Origin of the sequence: Phytohabitans aurantiacus, from assembly GCF_027923225.1 — a bacterium.
In the GTDB taxonomy this organism is placed as follows: domain Bacteria; phylum Actinomycetota; class Actinomycetes; order Mycobacteriales; family Micromonosporaceae; genus Phytohabitans; species Phytohabitans aurantiacus.
The window spans coordinates 52,981-79,573 of record NZ_BSDI01000018.1; the positions used below are offsets into that span (position 1 = coordinate 52,981).

Consider the following 26,593-nt stretch of genomic DNA (forward strand, 5'->3'; position numbering starts at 1 on the left):
ACCGATCGGCGTGTCGACCATGAAGGCGACCGCCGAACAGGGGTGCGGATATCCACACCGCCCTGCTTACTTCAGGGATTCGGCGAGCTTCGTCAACGCGTCGGCGGCGCCGGTCGTCACGGGTGCGCCGTGTCCAGGCAGGATTGTCTTGATGTCGAGCGCGGCCAGTTTGCGCACCGAGGCCGCCGCCTGCGCCATGTCAGCGGTGTACTTCGCGTCGGGCCCTTCGAGGCCGGAGGTCGCCCGCAGCGCGTCGCCGGCCACCAGTACGCCGGTCGATGGGTCGAAGACGGACACGTGCCCCGCGGTGTGCCCCGGTGTGCCGATGATCTGCAGCCCAAAGATGTCGTCGCCGTCGCTGAGCGGCTTCAACGGCTTCGTGGATTTGATGGATGGGACGTCGGCCGCACCGGCGTACAGCGAAGCGGAGACCAGGGGAGCCGCCTCGGACAGGCCGCCGGCGTGGTCGGAGTGATAGTGGGTCAGGATGACGTGCTTCACGGCGTCCCAACCGGTGCCGGCGCCCTTCAGCACAGCCTCGATCGAGTCGGCCGAGCCCGCGGTGCCCAAGTCGACCACGGCCACCTCGCCGCCGCGGACCAGTACATATGCGGAGACAAAGGACAGGTCGACGCGCTGCCAGTTACCGGGAATCGCCCCGCCGGTCGAGCCCGTGGAGCCGGTGCTCGGTGTGCCTGCATCGTCATTCGGCTCGTCCGAGCTCGAGCACCCTGCCAGCGTGTTCACCACGGCGATGCCCAGCACGCCCGAACCGGCGCTGACCAGTAACCGGCGGCGGCTGAGCCGGACCTCTTCCATACGCGCGACGATCCGTGGCATTCGCATTGATCCCCCCGAGTCCCGTGTCCGTTGCCAAAGGTAACGGTTCGCTGATGGAGGTGTGGGGACGCATGGACGAAGTGCAAGACAACCGTGATGTCCCGCCACCGCGGGACCAGCTCGACCGCGTGGCTCGGCGCCGCCGGGTCCAGCGGCGCAACGGCAGGTGGGCTGGCGCCGGGATCGTCGTGATCGACAACCGTGGCCGCAACGGCGGTTCGCTGGGCGACGGCGGCTGAGGCCGCGACTTCGCGGAAAGTGCGGCATCGGACCGCGTCCGAGGCCGCACTTTCCCCGAACCGCGCCTCCGCCGAGCGCTGATCAAGGGAGATCGCATCGATCAAGGGCGAACGCACGCGGAAAAGCGATCAAACCACGTGCATTTGCCCTTGATCGACGCCGCTGGGCGTGCGGGCCGTGCCCGCCGCGCTGCTGGGCGTGCGGGCCGTGCCCGCCGCGCTGCTGGGCGTGCGGGCCGTGCCCGCCGCGCCGGCGGGCGTGCCGACCGCGGCGCTGGGCGTGGACGCACTAGGGGCGGGTGCGGCAGTCGCGGGCTCGGTACGGGTGGGTGGGGTGGGGCGGCGGGTGGGGAGGATCAAGGCCACCAGCACGGTCCCGGCGGCGAGGACGATCCCGCCGATCAGGCTGGTGTGCGCGACCGCCTGGGCGAACGCGTCGTTGGCGGCCGCCACCAGTGCCTGCGCCTGCTCCGGTCCGCCGAGCGGGCTCTGGGCGACCTGTTGCGCGACGGCCAGGGCGCCACCGATCGACTCCTTCGCGGTGTCGAGCGTGGTCGACGGCAGATGGCCGGCGAGTTGCGTACCGAGTTCGTCCTTGTACGAGGTGGCCAGCACCGAGCCGAGGACGGCGATACCCAGCGAGCCGCCGAGCTCGATCGCGGTGTCGTTGATGCCGCCGCCGACGCCCAGTTCGGACTCGGGGAAGGCGGCCATGACGGCGTCGGTGCAGGGTGCCGTGCTCAGACCGATCGCCAGTCCCAGCAGGGCGAAGCTGGGCAGGAAGTCGGTGTAGGTGGCGCCGGCGTCGACGCGGGTGAGCAGGAAGATGGCGACCGTGCCGAGCGCCATGCCGGTGAGCACGACGGGCTTGATGCCCAGCTTGCGGGTCACCGGGCCGGTCAGGGCCGCCCCCACGAACACCGCGCCCGCCAGCGGCAGCAGCCGCACGCCGGTCGCGAGGGGCCCGTACCCGAGGACGAACTGGATGTGTTGCGTCGCGTAGTAGATGGTGCCGAAGGCGCCCAGGAAGAACATCATCACGGCCAGCACTGAGCCGCTGAACAGCCGGTCCCGGAACTTGCGCACGTTGAGGATGGGGTGCGGATGGCGCAGCTCCCAGGCGATGAAGGCGACGAGGCCAAGTCCGGCGAGCACCATGGCGCCGATCGCCGTCGCGCCCCAGCCGAAGTGCGGCCCCTCGATGATCCCGTACACCAGCGAGCCGACCGTGATCACCGACAGCAGCCCGCCCAGCAGGTCCAGCCGGCCCATCCCGGCGGCCCGCGACGGCGGCACCAGGACCAGCGCGGCGATGATCGCCAGCGCCGCGATCGGCACGTTGACGAGGAACGTGGAGCCCCACGCGTGGTCTTCCAGCAGCCAACCGGCGGTCAGCGGGCCGAGTGCGATGGCAAGGCCCGAGGTCGCGGTCCACGCGGTGATCGCCCGCGCCCGCTCCCGGCGGGGAAACGAAGCCACGAGCAGCGACAGCGTCGCCGGCATGATCGTCGCCGCGCCGACGCCCATCACGGCCCGCGAGACGATGACGTCCGTCGCGGTGCCGGAAAGGCTGCCGAGCACCGACCCGACGCCGAAGATCACCAGGCCGAGGATCAGGGCACCCCGCCGGCTGTACTTGTCACCGAGCGCGCCCAGCACCAGCATCAGCGCCGCGTACGGCACGGTGTAGCCGTCGATCACCCACTGGAGCTGTGAGCTGGTCAGGCCCAGGTCGGTGGTCATGTCGGGTGCGGCGACGATCAGCGACGTGTTGGCCATGACGACGATCAGCAGGCTCAGGCAGAGCACGAGCAGCGCCCACCACCTGCGCCGGTACGGGCCGGCCATCTGGTCCACCGGGGTGGAAGCGATCAGTGGCATGAGAGTTCTCCTCCGAAACTTGCACATCTGTGTGCAACCATAGGTACTTGCACAGGGGTGTGCAACTATGGAGACGCAGCACACAGATGGGAGCCCCGATGGCGATTGACCAGCCTCAACGCAGCCACGCCCGGTCCAACCGGGCGCGGATCCTGGCGACCGCCCGCGAGGAGTTGAGCCGGGATCCCGAGGCGACGCTCGACGAGATCGCTCGGGCGGCGGGCGTGGTGCGGCGCACGCTGTACGGACACTTTCCGAACCGGCAGGCGCTCGTCGCCGCGCTCGCGGACGAGGCGAGGGACTCCGTCACCGAAGCGGCGGCCGCGGCTCGGCGACCCGGTGACGACCCGGCCACCGCGTTCGCTCGTATGACCATCGCGGTCTGGGCCGCCGGTGACCGGTACCGCATGCTGATCTCGCTCGGGCGCCGCGCTCTCGGCGAAGAGGGAATCCGCGCGGCGCTCGCGCCCGTGCGCGACGAAGCGCTCGCGATCCTCGCGCGGGGCCAGCGCGATGGTGTTTTCGCCGACCACCTGCCCGCGCCCGTGCTCGCTCAGGCCCTGGAGTCGTTGACGCTCACCCTGAAGGAGATGAAGGAGGGTGCGGGCTGGAACGACCCGACGGGCGAGGCCGCCGCGACCGCTGTTCTCATCGCGGCCGGTGTCGGGCCCGCCGCGGCCCGCCGGTGCGCACGATCGGCATCCACTGTGGAGACTGGCTAGCGGGGCGGCGCCGTGCTTTCGCGCACGATGAGCGTGGTCGCCAGCTCCATCCTGGTGTGGATGGGCTGCTCCCCGGCGGCGAGGGCGACGATGAGCTCCGCCGCGGCGGAGCTCATGTCTGCCAGCGGCTGCCGCACCGTGGTCATCGGCGGTCCGCACCAGCGCGCGTATGTGATGTCGTCGAAGCCGACCACGCTGAGGTCGTCAGGGATGCGAAGGCCTGCCTGGCGCGCCGCCTCGTAGACGCCGAACGCCTGCAGGTCGTTGCCGCACAGCACAGCGGTGGGCGGGTCGGGCAGGCGCAGCAACTCGCGGGCGTGGTTGAGGCCGTCTTCGAAAGCGAACCACTGTCCAATTCGGACCAGCCGGTCGTCGAGCGGCGCCCCGGCGGCGTCGAGCGCGGCGCGGATGCCTTCGAGCCGGGCTCTGGCGCACAGCCGCTCGGTGGGGCCGGCGACGACGGCGATGCGCCGGTGACCGAGGTCGAGCAGGTGGCGGGCGGCGGCGATCGCGCCGCTCCAGTTGGCCGCGCCCACCGACGGCACGGGGTGCTCGGGCTCGCCGGTCGGGTCGAGCACCACCAGCGGGATCGCGCTCGCGGCGAGGAGGGCGTGCTGCTCGGAGGTGAAGCCCATGCGCACGGCAATGACGCCGGTCGGGCGGCGGGCCAGCAGATCCTGTGCCCAGGAGCGTCCTTCGGACGCCTGGTGGACCGCGTCGGTGAAGCTGACGGCCAGGTGGTGGGCGCTCGCGACCCGCTCCACGCCGTGCATGATCTCGACCGCCAGGTTGCTCTGCATGCCGTAGAAGACGATTTCGATACTGGCGGCGCGTGAGACCTTTTCCGGGCGGCGGTATCCGTGCTCGCGCAGCACCGCCTCGACCCGCCGCCGGGTCTCCGGCGCCACGCCGGAACGGCCATTGAGCACTTTGGACACTGTCGGCGCCGATACGCCAGCGAACCGGGCGATCGCTGCGACGGTCTGCTCGCCCTGGCGGCGTTCGCTCTGCCGCGCGGCCGAAGTGTCGGAAGTGGACACCCCGCGGCGCGCGCCGACCTCGCCGAGCAGGCGGGTGCGCACCGCCTCGGCCTCCTGGAGCGCCGCGGGCCCGGCCGGGACGGTCTCCATGAGGTAGCGACGCTTCTTCGTGGCCGGGTCGACGCCGGCATACACCCGCACGCGCAGGGAACCGCTGGGCAGCTTCTCGATCTCCCCGCGTGCGCGCCGTGCTCGAGGTGGCATGGAGCGAAGATAGTACCTATTTAGCTCCATGCATAGCTCCTTACAGGCTTCGTAAATGTTTCCTTGCTACCTCCGACCGTTTCCGACATTCTTATTCGTCAATGTATAAGTGAGGAGGCTGATAATGAAGCGTTTGCTCGGCGCCGCCGGGCTCCTGGGCGTGCTGCTCGCGACCGCGCTGGCCGTGCCGGCGGGGGCGCACGGCTCCGCCACCGACCCGCCCTCGCGGGTGTTCGGCTGCTTCAACCGGTGGGGCAGCGACTTCCTCAATCCCGTCATGGCCACAGAGGACCCGATGTGCTGGCAGGCGTGGCGGGCCAACCCGAACGCCATGTGGAACTGGAACGCGTTGAATCGCACCGGTGTCGCGGGCAACTTCCGCGCCGCGATCCCCGACGGCCAGCTGTGCAGCGGCGGGCTCACGTTCAACGGCCGCTACGCCGCGATGGACAAGCCCGGTGCGTGGCGCGCCGCCAGCAAGCCCCGCCGGTTCACCCTCACCGTGACCGACGGGGTCAAGCATGGCGCCGACTTCCTGCAGGTCTACATCACGCGGCAGGGTTACGACGTGCTCACCCAGCCGTTGCGCTGGAGCGACCTGGAGCTGGTCACGACGACCGGTCGCCAACCGGGCGCGCCCGGCATCTACACGGCACAGGTCGACGCCGGCACCCGCACCGGGCGGCACGTCGTCTACACGATCTGGCAGGCCAGCCACAAGGACGAGTCCTACTACATGTGCAGCGACGTGATTCTCGGCTAGCCGGCGCGGTGGGGAGTTACCGTCCCGTGACCTATGTGGACTTGCGGTTCTGATGATCTCCGTGTCACATTCTTCGCCACCTATACAAACGTTTGTTCACGGGGAGCGTGCCCATGCCGGTGCGTCGGTGGTCGGGTCTGTGCCGCGTGGGCGTCGAGGCGTTGGGCGCCGCGGCACTCACCATCGGCGTGTGTTGGGCGATCCTCACGCTGCTGGCGGGCGGTGACACGGCGGCCGGTGAGATCGGCGGCTTCCTCGGCGCCGACATGGCCGGCACCGCGGCGGCCGTCGCGGCCAGCACGGGAGCGCCGGTCGACTGGACGGTGGCCGGCATCGGCGGCCGGCTGTACCCGGTCACCTTCCTGCTGGCGGGTTCGCCGCTGGCGCTGCTGGTCGCCGGCCCGCTCGCCGGTGCGGCGGTGGTTGGTGTGCGCGCCCGGGCCATGCTGGAGCGCGGCGGGCACGCGGCCGGTGTCGCGGTGGCCGCCGCCACGTACGCCACCACCCTCGCGTCCTTCGCGGCCGCCGGGACCGCGCTCGCGGGAGACCCGCTGGTGCGGCTGGCGGTTCCCACCGTTCCCCTCGCCGCCGCCGCCCTGGTGTGGGCCTTCGCGGGCATCCTGGCCGCGAACGTCCTCGGTGGACTGCCGCGCACGGCGTCGCGCAGCCGCCGGGCCGCCGTCGTCGCGGCGGTGGTCGCGGCCGGCGCGCTCGTGGCGGTACTGGCGTCGGCCGAGCCGCCCGCCGACCGCGTGCTGCCCTTCGGTGGCGGCGCGAGCAAGCCGCGGATCGGGTACAAGCGGCCGGGTGTCGCCACCGAGTTGGCGCGGCTGCGCACCGAGCAGGGCGCCGAGCCGCTGGTCTCCAACGACCCGTGGCGCGGCACACCGTCCATGGTGGGCACCCGGAGCCGGCTGGACGGCGGCGTGCCCGCGTGGATGAACCGGCACGCCGGCCTCTTTGGCCTCGCCGACCCGGCCAACTCCTTGCGCCCGCAGCGGGAGCAGCGCGACCGCACCGGCGAACGGCACCTCTGGTACGAGCAGCACGTCGGCGGCGTGCCCGTCTACGGCTCACGGGTTGGCATCCACCTGGACCGCACCGGCCAGTACGTCGAGTTCGTCACCAACGGCGCTGAGCCGGCGCTCAAGGTGGAGAGCACCCAGGCGACCGTGCCCGCCGGTGACGCGCTCCGCACGGCACGGCTGGCGATGCCGAACGGGCGTCTCGTCGAGCCGGCGAAGCTCTACCTGCTGCCGTCGAACCCGCAGCCGGACAAGCCGACCCCAGCGGTGCTGGCCTGGCAGGTGTGGCTGACCGACCTGACCGACGGCCTGTCCAACGCGTACTTTGTAGACGCTCGCAGCGGCCGCCTGGTGTACGCGATGCCGATGACGACGCACGCGCGAGACCGCAAGATCTACGACGCCAACAAGCTGACCGAGCTCCCGATCCTGCCCAAGCGCACCGAGGGCGAGGGCGCGACCGGGATCGACGACGTGGACGACGCGTACGACTACCTCGGCGCCACCTACGACTACTACTACTCGGAGTTCGGGCGGGACAGCTACGACGGCAAGGGCGGCGACCTGCGCGCGTTCGTACGCGTGCGGAACAAGGCGAACGAGCCCATGCGCAACGCCGCGTTCATCCCCGACGACATCGACACGATGGTGTTCGGCGAGGGCATGACCACAGTGGACGTGGTGGCGCACGAGCTGACCCACGGCGTGACATTCAACAGCGCCGGCCTCTGGTACATGTATCAGTCCGGTGCGCTGAACGAGAGCTTCTCCGACATCTTCGGCGAGCGGATCGAGAACTACGCCAAGGGCGCCCACGACTGGCTGGTCGGTGGCCAGATCCCCGGCGGCGCGCTGCGCAGCATGGCAGACCCGACGATCTACGGCGATCCCGCGCACTACAGCGACTTCAAGTCCAGCTGCTCCGACTGGGGCGGCGTGCACAGCAACAGCGGCATCCAGAACAAGGCCTTCTACCTGTTGACGCAGCAGATCGGCATCACCAAGGCCGCGCAGATCGCGTACCGGACGCTGACCACGTACCTCGGTGAGCGGGCGCGCTTCACCGACTCGCGGATCGGCTTCATCGAGTCGGCGAACAAGCTGTTCGGCAAGGGCTCCGCCGAGGCGAAGGCGGCCGCCGACGCGTGGACCGCCGTCGGCGTGGACGGTGTCTTCGAGCAGCCCCGCCAGGACTGCCCGTGCTTCGCGGACGAGTCGCTGGCCGGTGCCGGGGTTGGCGGCCTCGACCCGCAGGGACCCGGTGTCGACGCGGTGCTCGCCGCGCTGCTGCACGTACGTGACCTGTTCTCGGCGGCGCGCACGCCCGCCCTGGCGTACTACGAGGTCGTCTACGTCACCTACGGCCAGCGCGCCATCGAGCTGATGACCGCCGACGACGAGCTGCGGAAGCGCACCGCGCACGCCATGCAGACGTTGCAGCCGGCGCTGCGCACGGTCGGCACGGCGGATGGCGACTCCACAGTGGTCAGCCAGGAGATGCTGGACGAGCTGAACGGTCTCATGAACGACTACGCCGAGGCCGACGTGGCCGCCGGCGGTGGCGCCCTCGCCGAGCGGATCGGCCAGGAGCTGGATCGCGCGGCGTTCGACCAGCTCGCCGGGAAGACCGTCAACCAGGCGCTCGCGTTCCTCGACACCCGGGTCGGGTGACGGGAGTGCGCCGCGTCCTGCTCGGCCTGCTCCTCGTGGCGGCTGGTACCGCCGTGCCGGCACAACCGGTCGCCGCCACCCCGGGCCCTGGGCTCGCGCCGGAGACCGCGCAGGCGCTCGCCGGCGGGCGCCGCGCCGACCTGGTGGTGGCGCTCAAGGAACGCGCCGACCTGAGCGGAGCCCGCGCTCGCAAGACGCACGGGCAGCGCACCGGGTACGGCCGGCAGCGGCTGGTCGACGTGGCCGAGCGCAGCCAGCGCGGGCTGCGCGACCTGCTCACCGAGCGCCGCGTGCCGCACCGGTCACTGTGGATCGTCAACGCCGTGCACATCAGCGGCGCGGACGCGAAGCTCGCCGCCGAGCTGGCCGCCCGTCCCGAGGTACGGTCGGTCACCCCGGCCCGCACCTACGCGCTGCCGGCTCCGGTGGCGGAGCCCGCCGGCACGGTGGCCGCGGCCGCCGGCGGCGTGGAGTGGAACGTGGCGAGCATCGGCGCCGACAAGGTCTGGTCCGGGTACGGCGTGCGCGGCGAGGGCATCGTCGTCGCGAGCATCGACAGCGGTGTCCAGTACGACCACCCGGCCCTCGCCGAGCAGTATCGGGGCAACCACGGTGATGGAACGTTCGACCACACCTACAACTGGTACGACCCGTACGGCCAGTGCCCGCTGGACACCGGCCCCTGCGACACCAACGGCCACGGCACCCACACGATGGGCACGATGGTCGGCGACGGCGGCATCGGTGTCGCCCCGGGTGCTCGCTGGATCGCCACCCGTGGCTGCCAGGGCAACGGCTGCGCCATCCTCGCCCTGCTCCTCGCGGCACAGTGGATAGTCGCGCCCTTCGACGCCAACTGGCAGAACCCCCGGCCTGACCTCGCGCCGCACGTCGTCAACAACTCCTGGGGCGCCGCCTACAGCGATCCCTTCTACACCGAGGCGGTCGACCGCTGGGTGCAGATGGGCATCATGCCGGTCTTCGCCGCCGGCAACGACGGGCCGTCCTGCGGCACCATCGGCTCCCCGGCCGACTACCCGACGACGTACGCGGTCGCGGCCTATGACTCGGCCGGTGCCATCGCGGACTTCTCCAGCCGTGGCTCGACCAGCAACACGCTCGTCAAGCCCGACATCGCCGCCCCGGGCGTCGCGGTCCGCTCCAGCCTGCCCGGCAGCCGGTACACCTCCTACAGCGGCACCTCGATGGCGACGCCGCACGTCGCGGGCGCGGTGGCTCTACTGTGGTCTGCCTCGCCAAGCCTCATCGGCAACGTGGCGGGCACCCGGGCGCTGCTCGACGGCACAGCTGTCGACGTCGACGACACCACCTGTGGCGGCACAGCCGGCGACAACCGGGTCTGGGGTGAGGGCAAGCTCGACATCTACACCGCTGTCGGGCGCTCGCCGCTCGGTCCCTTTGGGACGGTCGCCGGCACGGTGACCTCGGGCGGCACCGGCGTCTCCGGCGCGCGCCTGCGGCTCGTCGGGTCGAATCGGGTCGAGCGGGTCGCCACCACGGACGCCACCGGCAAGTACAGCGTGCGGGTGCCGGCTGGCTCGTATCAGGTCACGGCGTCCTCGTTCGGCTACGCGACGGCCTCGGCGGGACCGGTGGCGGTCGCCGCCGACGCCACAGCCACGGTCGACCTCACCATGGCGGGTCTGGCCCGGCACTCGGTCAGCGGTGCGGTGCTGGACACCAACGGCGTACCGGCCGCGGGCATCACGCTCCGGTTGCTGCGTACCCCGCTCGCGGCGGTCACCACCGGCCTCGACGGCTCGTACCGCTTCGACGGCGTACCGGCCGGCACGTATCCACTGTCGTTCAGCGCCGGCCGCTGCCTGACCGCCGGCTCGCGACAGATCACAGTAGACGGTGACGAGGAGATCGACCTGCGCCCCAGCGCCCGGGTCGACGCGGCCGGCTACCACTGCCACGGCGTCACCACGCCGTTTGTGGGCGGGACGGCCGTGCTGCCGCTCACCGGCGACGACGCCTCGCTGGAGGTCGCGCTGCCCTTCGAGGTGCCGTTCTACGGCGGCCGGTACACCAAGGCGTGGGTCGCCACCAACGGCTTCCTCACCTTCGACCGGGCCGCTGACAACTCCATCAACCGCGAGGTGCCGAACTCCTCGTACCCGAACGCGGCCATCTTCGCGCTCTGGGACGACCTCATCGTCGACTCCCAGGCCAGCGTGCGCACCGCGACGCTCGGCACGGCGCCCGACCGCCGGTTCGTGGTGGAGTGGCGCAACGTGGCCTTCTACGATGCGCCCGGGCGGGCCACGTTCTCGGCCGAGGTGTCCGAGCACGGCGGCGTCACCGTCCACTACGGACAGCTCAGCGCCGACGCCGTGGCACGGGGCGCCGGCGCCACCATCGGTGTCGAGAACATGACCGCCACCACCGGCCTGGAGTACTCCCGCGACGTCGCGGTGCTGAGCCCCAACTCAGCCGTGGCGTTCCGCACGTCGGCTACCGTGCGCGGCACCGTCAGCAGGCCCGACGGCTCGCCCGCGAGCGGCGCTACCGTCCAGGTGCGGGCCGGCGACGCGCCCGCCATCGCCACGACCACGGCGCACGACGGCACGTACGTGCTGCACGTGCCGCTCGGCACGTTCACCTTCGAGGCGTCGCTGGTCACCTTCGGCCTGTACCGGACGACGCTCGTCCTCGACACCGACGGCGCGACTGTGGTGCACGACGTGCGGCTGGCCGCCAACGAGCGCACCGTCAGCGGCGTGGTCCGCGACGACCTGGGCAACCCGATCGAAGGCGCCAGGGTGCGGCTGTCGAGCAACGGGCTCTACCTCACGTACGCGCGCACGGGTCCCGACGGCGCGTACCGGTTCGAGAAGGTACCCGAAGCCGACGTCACCTCGGTCGTCTACGCCGACGTGCCCAAGTGCATGCGGGACGGCCACGAGTACCTCGATGAGATCCTGGGCGGCGACGTCGTTCGCGACATCACGGTGATCGCGACGTACAGCGTGTGGGAGGGCACGGACGGCTTCGGCTACCAGTGCCGGGTCACCGCGGCGGAGCCGGTTACGGCGAGCACTCCGGTCGCGGTGACGGCGATCGGCCCCGCGCCAGCCGTGGCGATGCCGTTCGCGTTCCCCTTCTACGGCCGCACCTATCCGACCGTGTACGTCACCCCCCACGGATACGTTTCGTTCGAGCCGCAGGAGTGGCAGTCCACATCGAACGAAAGCCTGCCCGCCGACAACGCTGGCTCCCCGGACACGGCCATCTACGCGTTCTGGGACGAGCTCACCGTCGACGCGGCCGCGAGCGTGCGCACCGGCACGAGCGGCACCGCGCCCAACCGCCGGTTCACCGTGGCGTGGCAGGACGTGCTGATCGCCGACACGTCGACGCGGATCAGCTTCGACATCGTGCTGCACGAGAACGGGCGCATCGCCATCGAGTACCAGGCGCTGCCCGACAATCCCGAGGCGCGCGGTGCGTCGGCCACCGTCGGCATCGAGAGCCACGACGACGAGTTCTCCAACGAGTACTGGTACTACGTCTCCGACGACGTCGAGACCGGGCTGCTGCGGCCGGGCGGGGCGATCACCTACCTGCCGCCGGGCACGATCAGCGGCCGGGTGACCACCGCGGGCACGGGCGCTCCCGTGGCCGGCGCGACCGTCCAACTGCTCCGGCTCGACAACGTGGAGCACGAGGTCACCACCGACGCCTCGGGCACGTACACCGTGCGCGTCCCCCTGGGGTCGTACGCCCTGACCGTCGCCCACGGCGGCCATTACCCGGGGGAGGCAGGCCCGGTGGTCGCCGACACCCCCTACGCGACGGTAACCCGCGACATCCCCTTGACCCCCCGCTAAGCCCCCGCCCGCCGAGCGACCCGTCCTCCCCGACGCCACCGCCCACCCATGACGGCGCGTCACCACACGCCTCCCGCCTCCCGCCTCCCGCCGATCAAGGGCAAACGCACGTGGTTGGATCTCTTCTCCACGCGCGTCCGCTTCCAGGCCGGCCCGGCACGGCGTGTCGCCACGCCGCTTCCGCCGATCAAGGACGAACGCACGCGGTTGGATCTCTTTTCCGCGTGCATTCGCCCTTGATCGACGGGATCGCCCTTGATCGGCGCGGTTCCGCAACGCGCGGCTCGGCGCGCGGCGCGCACGGCACGGCGCACGGCACGGCGCGGTTTCCACAACGCGCGCGGCGCGCGCGGAGCGCGGCCCGCGTGGCGCGGCCGCTGGTCGTGGAAGCCAGCTCCCCCCGCAGGGGCAGCTATTCGCCACAGACGCAGGAGCAGGATCGGGTCTTGGGCTACCGCGACGTGCGTCGCGGTCGAGGCCGTTGCTCCCGCGGCCTCACCCTCCGCGATACACCACCAGTCCCAGCCCCGCGCCCGACTTTCGCCCCGGCCGCTGACGGATACCCCGGCGCAAAATCGGCGCCGGCCGCGTAGGTCGTGGGACGGCGGCGGGTGAGGCCGCGGGAGCGGCGGTATGGAGCGCGGCGGGCGCCGCGGTAGCTCGTCACTTCCTGGCTCTGGGAGATCTTGTAGGCGCCCGCCCGGCCGGGCGGGGCCAGCGCCCGCCGATCAAGGACATCCCCATCGATCAAGGGCAAACGCACGCGGAAAAGAGATCCAACCACGTGCATTCGCCCTTGATCGACGGAAAGGGCGCGCGAAGCGCCCGCGCGGGAGCGCAAAGGGGTGAGTGGGAAAGGCTAGAGCAGGTCGGCGGCGGACAGGTGTTTGCCTACGGTGGCGATCTCGTCCTCATCCAGGGGGATCTGGGGGACGGCCGTGGTCGGGTGGGCGATCACGCCGCGCAGGTACAGGGCGGCCTTGAAGGCACCCAGCGCCGACGAGCTGCCGCCCATCCGCGTGCCACCCACGGTCACGAACTGGAACAGGCGTAGCAGCCGCTCCTGCTCGACCCTGGCCGCCTCCCAGTCGCCGGCCCTCGCCAACCGGTACAGGCGGGCGTATCCGTGCGGGTCCACATTGCCCAGTCCGGGCACCACACCGTCGGCGCCCATCCACAGTGCACAGTCGACGGTCAGCTCCCCGCCGGTGAGCACGCTGAACGAGTCCAGGCCGGCGCGCTCCCGGCGCCCCAGCAGGATGGACCGGAACGCGCCCTCGTCACCGCTGGAGTCCTTGACCCCGGCCAGCACGCCTTCGGCTCCCAGGTCGAGCAGCAGGTCGCCGCCGAGCTTGCTGTGCACCGACACCGGCAGGTCGTAGGCGTACACCGGCACGCCCGCTCCACTCGCGACACTCCGGAAGTGTCCCTCGATCTCGGCCGGGTGGGTCCTGGTGTAGTACGGCGCGGTGACCACGATGCCGTCGGCGCCCAACCGCACCGCTTCCCGCGCGTGGTCCAGCACCCGCAGTGTCGTCATGTCGATGGCGCCGGCGAGCACCGGCACCTGGCCGGCCACGTGCCCCACGACCGTCTCCAGTACCACCCTGCGGTGACCGTCGGGCAGGTACGCCACCTCCGACGTCGAGCCCAGCACGAACAGCCCGTCTACCCCACCCTCGATCAGGTGGTCGACCAGCCGGACCAGCGACCGCGTGTCTACCTCACCGTCGGGGGACAGCGGGGTACAGACCGGGGGGACAACGCCGGACAGGGCCGTGGCGGCACTCATGAACGCTCCTGGGCTTGGGTGATCAGTTCGAGGTCGGTGGCACCGCCGTCGACCGGGTGGTGGCAGCGCAGGACGTGGGCGCCGTCCGCGCGTGGTGACGGCATCTCGGCGGCGCAGGCATCGTCGGCGCGCCAGCATCGGGTACGAAACGGGCAGCCGCTCGGCGGGCGAGTGGCGGACGGCACGGGGCCGACGAGTGGGATCGGGTCGATCGGCGACAGCAGGCCGGGGGTGGCGGAGAAGAGCGCCCGGGTGTACGGGTGGCGTGCCGCGTGTGGCACCGCGTGCGCCGGGGTCTGCTCGACGATCCGGCCGAGGTACATGGTGACCACGCGGTCGCTCATCCTGCGCACGGTCTGGATGTCGTGTGACACGAAGACGAGTGCCAGCCCGAGCCGGTCCTTCAGGTCTAGCAGCAGGTTGAGGATCTGCGCCCGCACCGACACGTCCAGCGCGCTGGTGGGTTCGTCCGCGACCAGCAACTCCGGTGCGAGAGCGAGCGCGCGGGCGATGGCCACCCGCTGGCGCTGCCCACCGGAGAGCTGGCCGGGCAGCAGGTCGGCCGCGCTGTGCGGGAGCCCTACCTGGTCGAGCAACTCCCGCACCCGCTCGTCGCGCTCCCGTGCGGTGCCGCGCCGGTGCACGTCGAGCGGGTCGCGCAGGATCTGCCGGACCGGCATGCGGCGGTTCAGCGCGGTGGCCGGGTCCTGGAAGACCATGCCGACGTTGGAGCCGATCAGGTGGCGGCGCCGGCCGTCGGGCAGCTGCCACAGCTCCTCCCCCCGGAAGGTGACGGTGCCGTGGGTCGGCTGTTGCAGGCCGACCAGTACCTGGGCGAGCGTCGACTTGCCGCATCCGGACTCGCCGACGATGCCCACGGTTTCGCCGGGCGCGATGGCGAGGTCGGCGCCGGTCAGGGCGTACACGCGGTCGCGGCGGAACAGCCCGCCGGAGCGCGCCTTGTGCACGACGTGCACATCGGACAGTGCCAGCAGCGTGTCCATCACAGTACCTCCGTCGCCGCGACGGCCGGTACCGCCGGGTGGTGGCAGGCCACCTGGTGGCGGCGTTCCGTGCCAGCCAAGGGCGGTGCCTCGGCGCGGCAGATGTCTGTCGCCATTGGACAGCGGTCGGCGAAGCGACACCCGGCCGGGAAGTCCGCCGGTGCCGGTACCACGCCGCGGATCTGGGTGAGCCGCTCCGCACCGGCCTCAAGGGACAGCACCGAGCCCAGCAGGCCGCGGGCGTAGTGGTGCGCCGGGGCACCGACGACCGCTGACGTCACGCCGGTCTCGACGATCTGGCCGCCGTACATGACGACCACGCGGTCGGTCACGTCGGCCACGAGCGCGAGGTCGTGGGAGACCAGGATGAGCGCGAACCCCAGCTCGGCTCGCAACCGTAGCAGCAGCTCGATGACCTGAGCCTGGACAGTCACGTCCAGCGCCGTCGTCGGCTCGTCGGCCACGATCAGACGAGGTCCGCGCGACAGGGCCATCGCGATCAGCACGCGCTGCCGCTGCCCGCCGGACAGCTCGTGGGGGTACGCCGACAGCGTCCGCGCCGGATCCAGGCCGACCAGCTCCAGCAGTTCCTCGGCGGTGCGCGTGCCGCCGCGCCGGATCAGCTGCTTGAGCTGTGCCCGTACCGTCATCGCCGGGTTGAGCGACGACAGCGCGTCCTGGTAGATCATCGCCATGTCGTGCCCGAGCAGCCGGCGCCGGGCCGACCGGGGCATCGTCAGCAGGTCCTTGTCCCGAAACCGGATCGTGCCCCGCACCCGGGCGCCGCGCGGCTGCAGGCCCATGACGGTCAGCGCTGTCAGCGACTTGCCGCACCCCGACTCGCCGACCAGGCCCAGTACCTCACCGGGGCGCACGTCGAACGAGATGCCGTCGACGATGTCGATGCCGCCGTGCCGGTCGTCGAAGCCGATGGCGAGGCCGCTCACCTCCAGTATCGGCGGCCCTTCGGGCAGCGGCCGCGCGCGCTCGGCGAGCCGGGTGGCCGCCTCGGCCAGGCCCGGCAACTCCGTTACCTTTCCCTCGCTGGCGGCGGCCGCCGCCTTGACCCCCGCGACCGTCCGTTGTGGAGCCCGCGACGCGGGCGCCGCCCACGCGTCGGAGACGCCTTCGGACAGGATGTTCAGCGCCAGCACGGTGACCAGGATCATCAGGCCCGGAAAGACGGTGGCCCACCAGCCGCCGAGCAGCACCATGTTCTTGCCGTCGGCGATGACGCTGCCCCACGACGGCGCCGGTGGCCGCACGCCCGCGCCGATGAACGACAGCGACGCCTCGAACACGATGGCGTCGGCCACCATCACGGTGCAGAACACGAGCACCGGGGCGGCGCAGTTGCGAGCCACGTGCCGCAACAGGATGTGTGGCGTGCGGGCACCGATGACCCGTTCGGCGGCCACGTAGTCCTCGCCGTACTGGGCCAGCACGTTGGCGCGTACCACGCGGGCCACCGATGGCATGTAGAGGAAGCCGAGCGCGCACACCAGTACCGGAATCGCGCCACCGAAGACGGCGACCAGTACGGCCGCGAGCGCGATGCCGGGGAATGCCATGACGACGTCGAGCATCCGCATGAGCGTCTCGTCGAGCCACCGGCGGGACGTGGCGGCGATGGCGCCGATGAGAGCGCCGACGGTCAGCGCGAGCCCGGTCGCGCCGAGGCCGATGAGCAGCGACCAGCGCGCCCCGTGCAGCAGGCGGCTGAAGATGTCGCGGTTGGAGCTGTCGAGGCCCATCCAGTGCGTGGCGGATGGACCGCCGCCGGTCGCCTCCTGGAAGTACGGCGAATGCGGCGCCAGGAGCGGCCCGAACAGCGCGGCCAGGCCCACGACGACGACCACGGCGAGCGCCGCCCACGACAGGGGCGGGAGCCGCCGAAACGTGATGCCTGGCTGGGACAGCCGGGCGGTCAGTCCGCGTCGCATCAGCCAGCGCTCCTCAGTCTCGGGTTGACCAGCAGGTACAGCACGTCCACCAGGAGGTTGACGACGATGAAGCCGCAGGCGATGGTCAGCACCACGCCCTGTACGACGGCCGGGTCGCCGTCTCGCACCGCGTTGATCATCAGTTGGCCCATCCCCGGCAGGGAGTAGATGGTCTCGATGACCACCGCGCCGCCGAGCAGGTACCCGATTCGCAGGCCCAGCACGGTCAGCGGGTTGATGAGCGCGTTGCGCAGCACATTCCGCCCGACCACCACGATCGGTGGCAGGCCGCTGCCGATCGCGGTGCGCACGTAGTCCTTGTCGAGCTCCTCCACCACCGACGTGCGGATGATGCGGGTGAGCTGCGCGGCGACCGGCAGCGACAGTGACAGCGCGGGCAGCGTCATCGAGCGCAGCCAACCGGTGAACGAGTCGGCCGGGTTGATGTACCCCCCGGTGGGGAACCAGCCCCAGTCGACGGCGAGCCATTGGATCATCAACAGGGCCAGCCAGAACGCCGGCGCGGCGACCCCGATCAGCGACACCACCCGGATGAGGTGGTCCGCCCACCGGTCCCGGTACAGGGCCGCGGTGATGCCGAACAGCAGCCCCAGTACCACCGCGACGAGCAGCCCCAGGATGGTGAGCTGCATCGTCAGCGGCAGCGCGGTGACGACCGAGTCCAGTACCGGCCGCTTGGTGAGCACGCTGGTGCCCATGTCCCCCTGTAGGAGGTCGCCGACGAAACGCAGGTAGCGCAGCGGCAGCGGATCGAGCAGCCCGTTCTCCTCCTGGAACTGGCGGACCTGCTCGGCGGTGGGGTTCGCGCCCTGGAAGTACGCGTACTCCGGCTTGCTGTCGGAGAAGCGCATGACGATGAACACGAACGCCACCACGCCGAGCAGCAACGGGACGAGCACGAGGATGCGGCGCACCAGCATTCTGGCGATGACGGCCACGTGGATTCTCCTAGATGCGCGGTAACTCCTAGAGGCGCTTGACCTGGAGCAGGTTGATGCCGGGGTACCCCTGCGGGCGTACGCCGGACAGCTTCTTGGGGTCCCACGCCGTCATCAGCTCGGTGTGTACCACCGGATAGAGCACCGCCTGCTCCGCGATGGTGTCGAGGTACTGGTGCACCAGCGCCAGCTTCTTCTGCTTGTCTGGCTCCTGGGTCGCCTTGTCCATCGCCGCGAACAGCGCGCTCGCCTCCGGGCTGGCGTCCCACTTCGTGTACTTCATCCACGAGCCGCCGCGCGTGTAGTTGTACCGGAGGATGAGGTCGGCATCGAGCCCGAACTGGTTGGGGTTCGACGCGGCCGCGACCACCTGGTAGTCCTGCGACTGGTCCATCTTGGTGAACAGCGCGGCGGTGTCCTGCGGCTGGAGCGTCGTCTTGACGCCGATGGCCTCCCACGAGTTCGCGATGGTCGGCAGGCAGTCGGCGATCCAGCTGACGTTGACGGCCATCAGCGTGATGGACAGGTTCGTCACGCCGGCCGCGGCCAGTAGCGCCTTCGCCTTGTCGGGATCGTGGCTGTAGACGGTCTTCGCCTTGGCGTACGAGGGATTCTGCTCGTTGAGGAAGCTGCTGGCCGGCGTGCCGTGGCCCTTGAGGGCGACGTCGATCATCGTACGGGTGTCGATGGCGTACAGCAGCGCCTGGCGTACGCGGATGTCATCGAACGGCTTGGCGCCGGTGTTGAACATCAGGAACATGTGGTTCATGCCCTTGCCGCCCTCGACGGTGAGGCCGGAGCTCTTCAGCTGCTCGATGTTCGAGTACGGCACGTTGTCGGCGATCTGGGCCTCGGCGCTGCCACCCGAGATCTTCGCCACCCGTGCCGAAGCGTCCACAATGGTCAGCCAGTTCATCTTCTTGACGGTGGCCGGCCGCGGGCCGTTGTAGTCGGCGAACGCCTCGAAGGTGGTGTTCGACTTCGGCTGGTGCGACGCCTGCTTGTACGGGCCGGAGCCGCACGTCTTGCCACCCTTGGCGGCGTCCCACGCGCCCGGCTGGCTGAAGACGTGCTTGGGCATGATCTTCACGATCGACAGCCGCTGCACCGCGTCGGGGAAGGGGAACTTGAAGACCAGTTCGACGCTGCGGTCGTCGACCTTGCGCACCTCGCCGAGCCAGGCCCGGAAGAAGTTGCCGACCAGCACGTTGGCCTTCGCGTCCAGCACCCGCTGGTAGGTGAAGACGACGTCGTCGGCGGTGACCGGCTGGCCGTCGTGCCACTTGGCGCCCTCGCGCAGCGTGAACTTCCACGACGTCGCGGCGGTGTCGGTGGGCAGTGCGGTCGCGAGCGCCGGGTACGGCTCGCGGGTGATCGGGTCGGTCTCCAGCAGCCCCTCGTAGATGTGGTTGATGCCGGCCATCGCGAAGGCGGACGCCGTCATGGTCGGGTCCCAGCTCTGGTCGTTACCGTAGCCGATGACGGCGGTGATCAGATCCTTGTCGCCACCAGCGCCGACGCTGCTGGTGGAGGCGGGGCCGGAGCAAGCGGAAACGGTGGACGCGACCGCGGCGGCGGCACCCATCGTGGCGGTGTAGCGCAGAAAGTCGCGGCGGTTGAGCACGAACCGAGAGTCCGGAGCGCGCACGGGTACCTCCTAGGTGAGGGGAGCAGGACATTGGACGTCCCACGTCCTACGTCCTGTACGATGGAGGTTATGATCGAGCCTCCCCGCGGTCAAGAGCAGGTTTCCGGACTGTTACCGGGGAGCCGGCGGCTCAGCCGGTCGATAGAGGTCCAGCAGGCCGTCAAGGAGCTGATCCTCGATCGCGGGCTCGGCGCCGGAGATCCGCTGCCCACCGAGTCGGAGCTGATGGCGCAGCTCGGCATCGGGCGCAACTCGGTGCGCGAGGCGCTCAAGGCGCTGCAGGCCGTGGGCATCGTCGAGATCCGGCACGGCTTCGGCATGTTCGTCGGGCGCATGTCGCTGACCGGCCTGGTCGACGAGCTGGCCTTCCACAGCCGGATCACGCTGCAGGACGAGCGCAACCACCTGGCGCACCTGATGGAGATCCGCGAGGTGTTGGAGAGCGGCCTGGTGCAGCGGCTGATCGACGACCACCGCGACGCCGACATCTCACCGGTGGCCGCGATCATGGCGCGGATGCACGCCGAGGCGGCCACCGGCCTGGTCTCGCCGGAGACCGACCGGCTCTTTCACGACGTGCTGTACCGCCCGCTCGGCAACCCGCTCGTCGGCCAGCTGCTGGGCGCGTTCTGGGACGTCTACCACCAGCTCCGCGACGACCTCGGCGCGCCGGACGAGACGCCCTTCGACGTCGCACGCAGGCACGGCGACATCTACGACGCGGTCGTCGCCGGTGACAAGGCCGCGGCTATCGCCGCGATGCAGGCCCACTTCGAAGGTGTACGCTGCCGCCTCGCCCGCCTGTCCCCCACACCGTGATCAGGGCGTCCCCCAAGTCGTTAGGGCGACTTGAGGGACGCCCTGATCACGGAGTGGGACATAGGATGTCGCCGTGACCAGACGGAACGGTGTGATTCTCCAGCAGCGGATCGTCGCGCTCATCCACGATCGCCAGCTCGCGTCCGGTGCGGCGCTGCCGACCGAGCCCATGCTCATGGACCTGCTCGGCGCCAGCCGCAACAGCGTCCGCGAGGCGATCCAGGCGTTGCAGGCACTCGGCATCGTCGAGATCCGGCACGGCCACGGCACGTTCGTCGGCACCGCGTCGCTCGACGTGCTGTCGCCGTCGCTGGCCTTCCGGGTCCGGTCCCGGACCCCGTCGGGCATCGGCGGCCTGCATGACCTGGTCGAGGTGCGGGAACTGATCGAGGTCGGCCTGATCGGGCAGGTCGCCGGCACTCTGAGCGAGGCCCGCCTCGCGGCCCTCGACGCGCTGGTGGCGCGGATGGCCACCGACCTGTCGGCCGACCGCGCCTTCCACGCGCTGCTCTACGAGTCCTGCGGAAACGAGCTGGTGCTGCAGCTCATCGGCCTGTTCTGGAACGTCTACCACGAGGTGGAGGCGTCGCTCGACCCGCCGGAGGACCGGATCGCCGACGTCGTGGCGAACCACCAGCGCATCGTCGACGCGCTGCGCGGCGGTGACGCGGCCGAGGCGCGCGCCGCGATGAGCGCGCACTTCACCGACGTGAAGGCACGCGTGGCCCGCGCACAAACTCCGTAGCGATCGGGGAGGTCTTGCGGGCTCGCGATCAAGCGGCGTACGGTACGCCAGCATGACATCCCACGTCCTACGTCTGCTGCGTCCGCTGTGGGTCTCCACTGCGATCGCCGGCACCGTCCTCGCCGCGGTCGTCAGTCCGGCGCGCGCTTCGTCCGCCCAGGCTCAACCCTTCTTCACCGAACAGGTCCTGTATCAGCAGCGGGACGCCGGCGGCTACGCCTGCTACCGCATCCCCGCGATCGTCCGCGCCGCCAACGGCATGGTCCTCGCCTTCGCCGAGGGCCGCGTCAAGGACTGCGGCGACGACGAGGACATCGACATCGTGCTGCGCCGCTCCACCGACGGCGGGCGCACGTGGGGACCGGTCCAGGTCGTCTCCGAGGGCAACGGCACCACCCACGGCAATCCGGTGCCCATAGTGGACAGCCGCACCGGGCGGGTCGTGCTCGTCAGTACCCACAACGGCGCGGCGCCCTGCCCCAATGGTTGCGACCGCGACCCGTACGTCCAGGTCAGCGACGACCACGGCGCGACCTGGACGGCACCGCGCGAGCTGACCGAGGCCAAGCGTCCAGAGTGGAACCACTGGTACGCCACCGGGCCGATGCACGGCATCCAGCTCACCCGCGGCGCGCACGCCGGGCGCCTCGTCGTCGGCGCCAGCTTCGAGAGCTACGACGGTGCCGGCGGGCCACACGTGTACGGCACGCACCTGCTGTACAGCGACGACAGCGGTGAGACGTGGCACATCGGCGCGGAGACCAGCCGGGACGATGGCCGGATCATCGCGCAGGAGGTCACCGTCGCCGAACTGGCCGATGGGCGGATCTACGCGCTGGCCCGCGAGCGCGGCACCGACCCGGGCAACCGGGCGTACGCCACGAGCAGCGACGGCGGCGCGACGTTCGACGCGCCGTTCCGGACCATCCCGGCTCTCGCGATGCCGGACGTGCAGGCGTCGACGCTCCGGTACGGCCACCGGCTCCTGCTCTCCGCGCCCGCACACCCGGCCGCTCGCGAGGTGATGAGCATCCGGTCGTCCTACGACGGTGGTCGCACCTGGGACACGTGGCAGCGCGGCAAGGTCATCTACTGGGGAGCGACCGCGTACTCCGACATGGTGCGGCTCGACGGCGACGAGATCGGGCTGCTGTACGAGGCGGGCGTGGCCACGCCGTACGAGACGATCCGGTACGCCCGCTTCAACGAGGCGTACCTGTCGACACCGAATGGGACGCCGCCGGGGATACCGCCCGCGCCGGAGCCCGGACCGAAGACGCCCGACGTGACGTTCAACCGCAATCCCGCGTACGTGCGCGGCGGTGCACAACTGACGGATGGCCGGTTCGGTAAGGGATTGGCGCTGGACCGGGTCGACGACCGGGTGGAGGTACCGTTCGACGAGTCCATCGACCTGCGCGGCGACGACTTCACGCTCGCGACGTGGATCCGGTACGCCGAGACGACCGGCTCGCACGCGATCCTGTGGGCGTACCGGATGGGCAGCGGCACCACACCGCAGATCTGGCTGCGCGCCGAGCCGGCGAGCAACCGGATCCGGGCGATGATGGTGGTCGACCGGTTCACCGTCTCGGTCGCCTCGCCGGCCGCGTACAACGACGGCCAGTGGCACCATGTGGTTCTCCAGCGCGTCGACGGCAGGCTGGTGCTGCGCGTCGACGGCGTCGAGGTGGCGGCCGCGACCGCACCGCCGGGCTCGGTGACGGCGGGCAAGGAGTTCGGCGTCCAGGGGATCCACATTGGACAGCGAGTGGACGGTGCGGATCGCTTCCGCGGCTCGATCGACGACGTCCGCGTCTACCGCCGCGCCTTGTCGGTTCGCGAGCTCGACCTGCTCCGCACGAAGGCCGCGCCGATAGGCGGCCGTCTCGGCTTGTGGCTCCCCATGGAGTCCATCCGCTGACGCGGTCCTATACCTTCTCTCGCACGAGGGTGAGCATCTCGTCCACGGAGCCGGCGGGGTCGGTGATGGGGTACTGCACGGCGCGGATGACGGTGTCGGGGTCGACCAGCAGGCTGAGCCGCTTGAACCGGTCGGCCCCGCCCGCCCGGAAGGTCGGCAGCAGCAGCCCGGCCGCCAGCTTCATGTCCTGATCGGACAGGAGCGGGTAGGGCAGCTTCGCGTGCGCGACGAAGGCGGCCAACTGGTCGGGGCGTTGCGTGCTGACGCCGCGCACGGTGGCCCCGGACGCCTCGAAGTCGGCGTGCCGTGACGCGTACGTGAGGGACTCCAGCGTGCAGCCCCTGGTGCCCGGGATGTCCCCCCAACCGGGGGGATACGCCTGGGGGCCGGGGGCGAAGGCGCCGGGGAAGAAGTAGAGCACGGTCCACGCGCCGCCCGGGGCGCCGGGCGGCATCCACTCCCCGTCGTACCTCTCCAGGGCGACGTCGGGCAGCCTGCGGCCGATCAGGTCGTGCGTGCGGCGGACCTCGGCGGAGCCGCCGTCGCTGCCGGCGGTCAGCGTGCCGTCGCCCATCACGTGCCTCGTGCCCCAGTCCTGCAGGGCGATCAGCGCGGGTAGCAGCCCCTCGCCCTTCGGGGTGAGCAGATAGTCGTACCGGGGTGGGTGGCGGGAGTACGCCTCCTTGCGCAGTACGCCGTGCGCGACGAGGTTCGCCAGGCGCTCGGTGAGGGCGCGCCGGCTGACGCCGAGCTCCCGCTGGAGGCCGTCGAAGCGGGTGACGCCGCCGGCGATGTCGCGGATCACGAGGAACGTCCACCAGTCACCGATCACGCCGAGCGCCTGAGCGATGCCGCAGTCGGCGTCGGAAAGATCACTGCGCTTCACGCCTCCACTATAGTAAGTTCCGTTTTGGAACTCACCTGGGGAGGTGCGGGGATGGCAAGTGTCTTCTGGCGGTGGTGGACGGCGGGTACCACCAGCGCGGTCGGTTCGGCGGTGGGCGCGGTGGCACTGCCGCTCACCGCGCTGACGGTGCTCGACGCGTCGGCGTTCGAGATGGGGGTGATCGCCGCCGCGAGCTACGTCGCCTGGATCGTGATCGGCCTACCGGCCGGGGTGATCGTGCAGCGGCTACCCATGCGCCGCCTCCAGATCGGCGCCGACCTGGCCCGTGCGGCGGCCGTCACCTCCATCCCCCTGGCGTGGTGGACGGGTCACCTCACGGTGGTACAGCTGGTCGTCGTCGCTCTGGTCATCAGCTTCGCGAACGTCGTCTTCGATGTCGCCAACTCGACCTTCCTGCCGGCGATCGTGAGCAAGGAGCAGCTCCAGTCCCGCAACAGCCTCACCTCCGGCACCCACGCCACCACCCAACTGGGCGGGCCGTCCGTCGGCGGTCTCGTGGTCCAGATCCTCGGCGCGGTGCCCACCCTGCTCGTCGACGCGGTCAGCTACCTCGTCTCCGCGCTGTTGCTGCGTACCCTGCCCGAGCGTCGCACCGAAGCCCCCGACCGCTGGCCGCCGGTGCGCGCGATGATCCGCGAAGGCTGGCGGTTCGTCGTGCGTCACCCGGTCATGGGCCCGTGCATGTGGGCGGCGACCGCGGCCAACGTCGTCTGCGGGGCGCAACACGCGCTGTACGCCCTGTACCTCGTGCGCGAGCTGCACGCCGAGCCCGGACTCGTCGGCATCCTCCTCGCGGCGGACGGCGTGGGCTCGCTGATCGGCGCGGCACTCACCAACAGGATCACGGCACGGCTCGGCACCGCCCGGGCGCTGATCGCCGCCGGCTTCGTCGCCGTGGCGGGCGCCCTCGTCGTGCCGATCGGCGCCGGCTGGCAGGGCTTCGTCGCGTTCGCGGTCGGCAACATCGTGTTCTCCATCGGCGTGGTGGTTCTCAGCGTGGTGACCCGCACGTACCGGCAGATCGCCAGCCCACCCGACCTCCTGCCGCGCGTGATGGCGACGGTTCGCTTCGTCTCCTGGGGCGCCATCCCGATCGGCGGGCTCGTCGCGGGCGCCCTCGCCGGTGTCCTCAGTGGACGCGTCACCCTCTTTCTCTTCGTGGCCGCCGCTGTCTGCATCCCACTGGTCCTGCTGGCCTCACCGGTACGCCACCTGCGCGACCTGACCGACCACCAGCCCGAGCAGGAGCTGGTAACCGTTCGCTAGCACCGGTTTCAAGGTGTTAGATGAGGGCGTGCGTCCCGAGTTCATCGTTTCCCCGAAAGTGACCGCAGGCGACAGGGTGGCTGTGGTCTCCCCGTCGTTCGCCGCGCCCGGCATGTTCCCGGCCGTGCACGAGGTGGCCATGCGCCGCCTGCGTGACGAATTCGGCGTCGAGCCCGTGGAGTATCCGACCACTCGTCGCCTGGGCGCCACACCCCAGGATCGGGCGGCGGACCTGATGGCGGCTTTCGCCGACCCCACCATCCGCGCGGTGCTGGCGAGCATCGGCGGCGATGACCAGTTGACGGTCCTGCCCTACCTCGACCCGGACGTCGTGGCCGCCAACCCGAAACCGTTCTGCGGCTACAGCGACAACACGAACATGCTGAACTGGTTGTGGGGTCTGGGCGTCGCGAGCTTCCACGGTGGATCCACCATGGTGCATCTCGGCCGGGGTGGTGGATTGCATCCCGTGTCGGCGGGCTCGCTGCGCGCCGCGCTGTTCACCGGCGGAGAGCTCGACATCCACCCCGTCGACGTGTTCAGCGAAGACGAGCTCGACTGGAACGACCCGGCGCTGCTCGACGAAGTGGCGCCGACCATCGCCGCGCCGGAATGGCACTGGCACCAGCCGGACCAGGTCGTCACCGCGCCGACTTGGGGCGGCTGTCTTGAGATCCTGTATTGCAATCTCGCGGCGAACCGGTGGATGCGACCGGTCGACGACTACGCGGGCTGCGTGCTGCTGCTGGAGACCTCCGAGGAGATGCCGTCCGCGACCGAGGTGTTCAAGATGCTGCGCGATGCCGGCGAGCGAGGGCTGCTGGCCCAGTTCCCGGCGGTCGTCGTCGGCACCGCGAAGGCAAGCAGCCTCGAACGCCGCACCAGCGCGGACGAGCGGCAGCGCTTCCGCGCCGAGCAGCGCGAGGCGATCCTGCGCGCGTTCGAGCGCTACAACCCGGAAGCCATGATCGTCTTCAACGTCGACTTCGGCCACACCGACCCCCAATGGGTCCTGCCATACGGCGGCGCGCTGACCATCGACGGCCCGGCCCGCCGAATCACCGCCCATTACTGACGGATTTGAGCTACCGCGGCGCCCGTCGCGCTGGAGACCGTCGCTCCCGCGGCCTCACCCTCCGCGTCCCCACGACCACCCGTCAGGTCGTGATCAGGGCGTCCCTCAAGTCGCTAGAACAACATGAGGGACGCCCTGATCACGAAGCGCGCGGTTCTGGTTGTGAACCGCGCGGGGTGAGGCCGCGGGAGCGACGGTCTTGAGCGCGACGGACGCCGCGGTAGCCCAATTCCCGATCCCGATCCCGACCGCCATCCAGCGGCACGCCCCCC

Annotated in this window: 19 protein-coding genes; 10 read left to right on the top strand and 9 right to left on the bottom strand. The window is 70.7% G+C overall.

The annotated features are described in order from the left end of the window. Nucleotides 1-66 precede the first annotated feature (66 nt). Nucleotides 67-819, bottom strand: a complete 753-nt coding sequence (locus QMG73_RS20050; protein ID WP_281897862.1) for an MBL fold metallo-hydrolase — start codon at nucleotides 817-819, stop codon at nucleotides 67-69. Between the two features lie 92 nt (nucleotides 820-911). Between QMG73_RS20050 and QMG73_RS20055 the strand changes: the two genes are divergently transcribed. Continuing rightward, on the top strand, nucleotides 912-1,079 hold the full coding sequence (locus QMG73_RS20055; RefSeq protein ID WP_281897864.1) for a hypothetical protein: 168 nt from the start codon (nucleotides 912-914) through the stop codon (nucleotides 1,077-1,079). 129 nt (nucleotides 1,080-1,208) lie between these two features. On the opposite strand, the gene QMG73_RS20060 is transcribed toward QMG73_RS20055, so the two are convergent. Continuing rightward, nucleotides 1,209-2,960, bottom strand: coding sequence for an MFS transporter (locus QMG73_RS20060; RefSeq protein WP_281897866.1), 1,752 nt, complete (start codon nucleotides 2,958-2,960; stop codon nucleotides 1,209-1,211). 98 nt (nucleotides 2,961-3,058) lie between these two features. Between QMG73_RS20060 and QMG73_RS20065 the strand changes: the two genes are divergently transcribed. Then, nucleotides 3,059-3,682, top strand: a complete 624-nt coding sequence (locus tag QMG73_RS20065) for a TetR/AcrR family transcriptional regulator (protein ID WP_281897868.1) — start codon at nucleotides 3,059-3,061, stop codon at nucleotides 3,680-3,682. On the opposite strand, the gene QMG73_RS20070 is transcribed toward QMG73_RS20065, so the two are convergent. Then, complete coding sequence (locus tag QMG73_RS20070; RefSeq protein ID WP_281897870.1) at nucleotides 3,679-4,926, bottom strand: LacI family DNA-binding transcriptional regulator; 1,248 nt, start codon at nucleotides 4,924-4,926, stop codon at nucleotides 3,679-3,681. The two genes, QMG73_RS20065 and QMG73_RS20070, sit on opposite strands and share 4 nt — an antisense overlap. 124 nt (nucleotides 4,927-5,050) lie before the next feature. On the opposite strand from QMG73_RS20070, the gene QMG73_RS20075 reads away from it, so the two are divergent. The 3 genes from QMG73_RS20075 (at nucleotide 5,051) to QMG73_RS20085 (ending at nucleotide 12,239) form a co-directional block, all read left to right on the top strand. Then, on the top strand, nucleotides 5,051-5,689 hold the full coding sequence (locus tag QMG73_RS20075; RefSeq protein WP_281897871.1) for a lytic polysaccharide monooxygenase auxiliary activity family 9 protein: 639 nt from the start codon (nucleotides 5,051-5,053) through the stop codon (nucleotides 5,687-5,689). Nucleotides 5,690-5,802: 113 nt separating this feature from the next. Then, nucleotides 5,803-8,385, top strand: coding sequence for a M4 family metallopeptidase (locus QMG73_RS20080; protein WP_281897872.1), 2,583 nt, complete (start codon nucleotides 5,803-5,805; stop codon nucleotides 8,383-8,385). After that, nucleotides 8,382-12,239 (top strand): carboxypeptidase regulatory-like domain-containing protein, encoded by a 3,858-nt coding sequence (locus QMG73_RS20085; RefSeq protein WP_281897873.1) that lies wholly within the window; start codon nucleotides 8,382-8,384, stop codon nucleotides 12,237-12,239. The genes QMG73_RS20080 and QMG73_RS20085 overlap by 4 nt, the downstream gene beginning before the upstream one ends. Nucleotides 12,240-13,098: 859 nt before the next feature. Here QMG73_RS20085 and QMG73_RS20090 read toward each other — a convergent pair. From QMG73_RS20090 to QMG73_RS20110, 5 genes are read right to left on the bottom strand one after another with little or no spacing between them, the layout of a single operon-like run. Continuing rightward, nucleotides 13,099-14,031, bottom strand: a complete 933-nt coding sequence (locus QMG73_RS20090; protein ID WP_281897875.1) for a dihydrodipicolinate synthase family protein — start codon at nucleotides 14,029-14,031, stop codon at nucleotides 13,099-13,101. Then, nucleotides 14,028-15,035, bottom strand: a complete 1,008-nt coding sequence (locus tag QMG73_RS20095; protein ID WP_281897877.1) for an oligopeptide/dipeptide ABC transporter ATP-binding protein — start codon at nucleotides 15,033-15,035, stop codon at nucleotides 14,028-14,030. Before QMG73_RS20095 ends, QMG73_RS20090 begins: the two co-directional genes overlap by 4 nt. Continuing rightward, nucleotides 15,035-16,978, bottom strand: a complete 1,944-nt coding sequence (locus QMG73_RS20100; protein WP_281897880.1) for a dipeptide/oligopeptide/nickel ABC transporter permease/ATP-binding protein — start codon at nucleotides 16,976-16,978, stop codon at nucleotides 15,035-15,037. Before QMG73_RS20100 ends, QMG73_RS20095 begins: the two co-directional genes overlap by 1 nt. Further along, nucleotides 16,978-17,937, bottom strand: a complete 960-nt coding sequence (locus tag QMG73_RS20105; RefSeq protein WP_281897882.1) for an ABC transporter permease — start codon at nucleotides 17,935-17,937, stop codon at nucleotides 16,978-16,980. The genes QMG73_RS20100 and QMG73_RS20105 overlap by 1 nt, the downstream gene beginning before the upstream one ends. Before the next feature lie 28 nt (nucleotides 17,938-17,965). After that, the gene (locus tag QMG73_RS20110) at nucleotides 17,966-19,585 is read right to left on the bottom strand and encodes an ABC transporter substrate-binding protein (protein WP_281897884.1); all 1,620 of its coding nucleotides are present in this window, start codon (nucleotides 19,583-19,585) and stop codon (nucleotides 17,966-17,968) included. A 69-nt stretch (nucleotides 19,586-19,654) separates the two neighbouring features. Between QMG73_RS20110 and QMG73_RS20115 the strand changes: the two genes are divergently transcribed. From QMG73_RS20115 to QMG73_RS20125, 3 genes are all read left to right on the top strand, one after another. After that, the gene (locus QMG73_RS20115) at nucleotides 19,655-20,404 is read left to right on the top strand and encodes a FadR/GntR family transcriptional regulator (RefSeq protein ID WP_281897886.1); all 750 of its coding nucleotides are present in this window, start codon (nucleotides 19,655-19,657) and stop codon (nucleotides 20,402-20,404) included. A gap of 73 nt (nucleotides 20,405-20,477) precedes the next feature. After that, on the top strand, nucleotides 20,478-21,149 hold the full coding sequence (locus QMG73_RS20120) for a FadR/GntR family transcriptional regulator (protein ID WP_281897888.1): 672 nt from the start codon (nucleotides 20,478-20,480) through the stop codon (nucleotides 21,147-21,149). 52 nt (nucleotides 21,150-21,201) lie between these two features. Then, complete coding sequence (locus QMG73_RS20125) at nucleotides 21,202-23,073, top strand: sialidase family protein (protein WP_281897889.1); 1,872 nt, start codon at nucleotides 21,202-21,204, stop codon at nucleotides 23,071-23,073. A 7-nt stretch (nucleotides 23,074-23,080) separates the two neighbouring features. Here the strand turns inward: QMG73_RS20125 and QMG73_RS20130 are convergent, their stop codons facing one another. Next, the gene (locus QMG73_RS20130; RefSeq protein ID WP_281897890.1) at nucleotides 23,081-23,959 is read right to left on the bottom strand and encodes a winged helix-turn-helix transcriptional regulator; all 879 of its coding nucleotides are present in this window, start codon (nucleotides 23,957-23,959) and stop codon (nucleotides 23,081-23,083) included. Between the two features lie 51 nt (nucleotides 23,960-24,010). On the opposite strand from QMG73_RS20130, the gene QMG73_RS20135 reads away from it, so the two are divergent. Both QMG73_RS20135 and QMG73_RS20140 read left to right on the top strand, forming a co-directional pair. Further along, entirely contained in the window at nucleotides 24,011-25,246 is a 1,236-nt protein-coding gene (locus QMG73_RS20135) for an MFS transporter (protein ID WP_281897892.1), read from the top strand. A gap of 76 nt (nucleotides 25,247-25,322) precedes the next feature. Then, nucleotides 25,323-26,321, top strand: a complete 999-nt coding sequence (locus QMG73_RS20140) for a S66 family peptidase (protein ID WP_281897894.1) — start codon at nucleotides 25,323-25,325, stop codon at nucleotides 26,319-26,321. The last annotated feature ends 272 nt before the right edge of the window (nucleotides 26,322-26,593 follow it).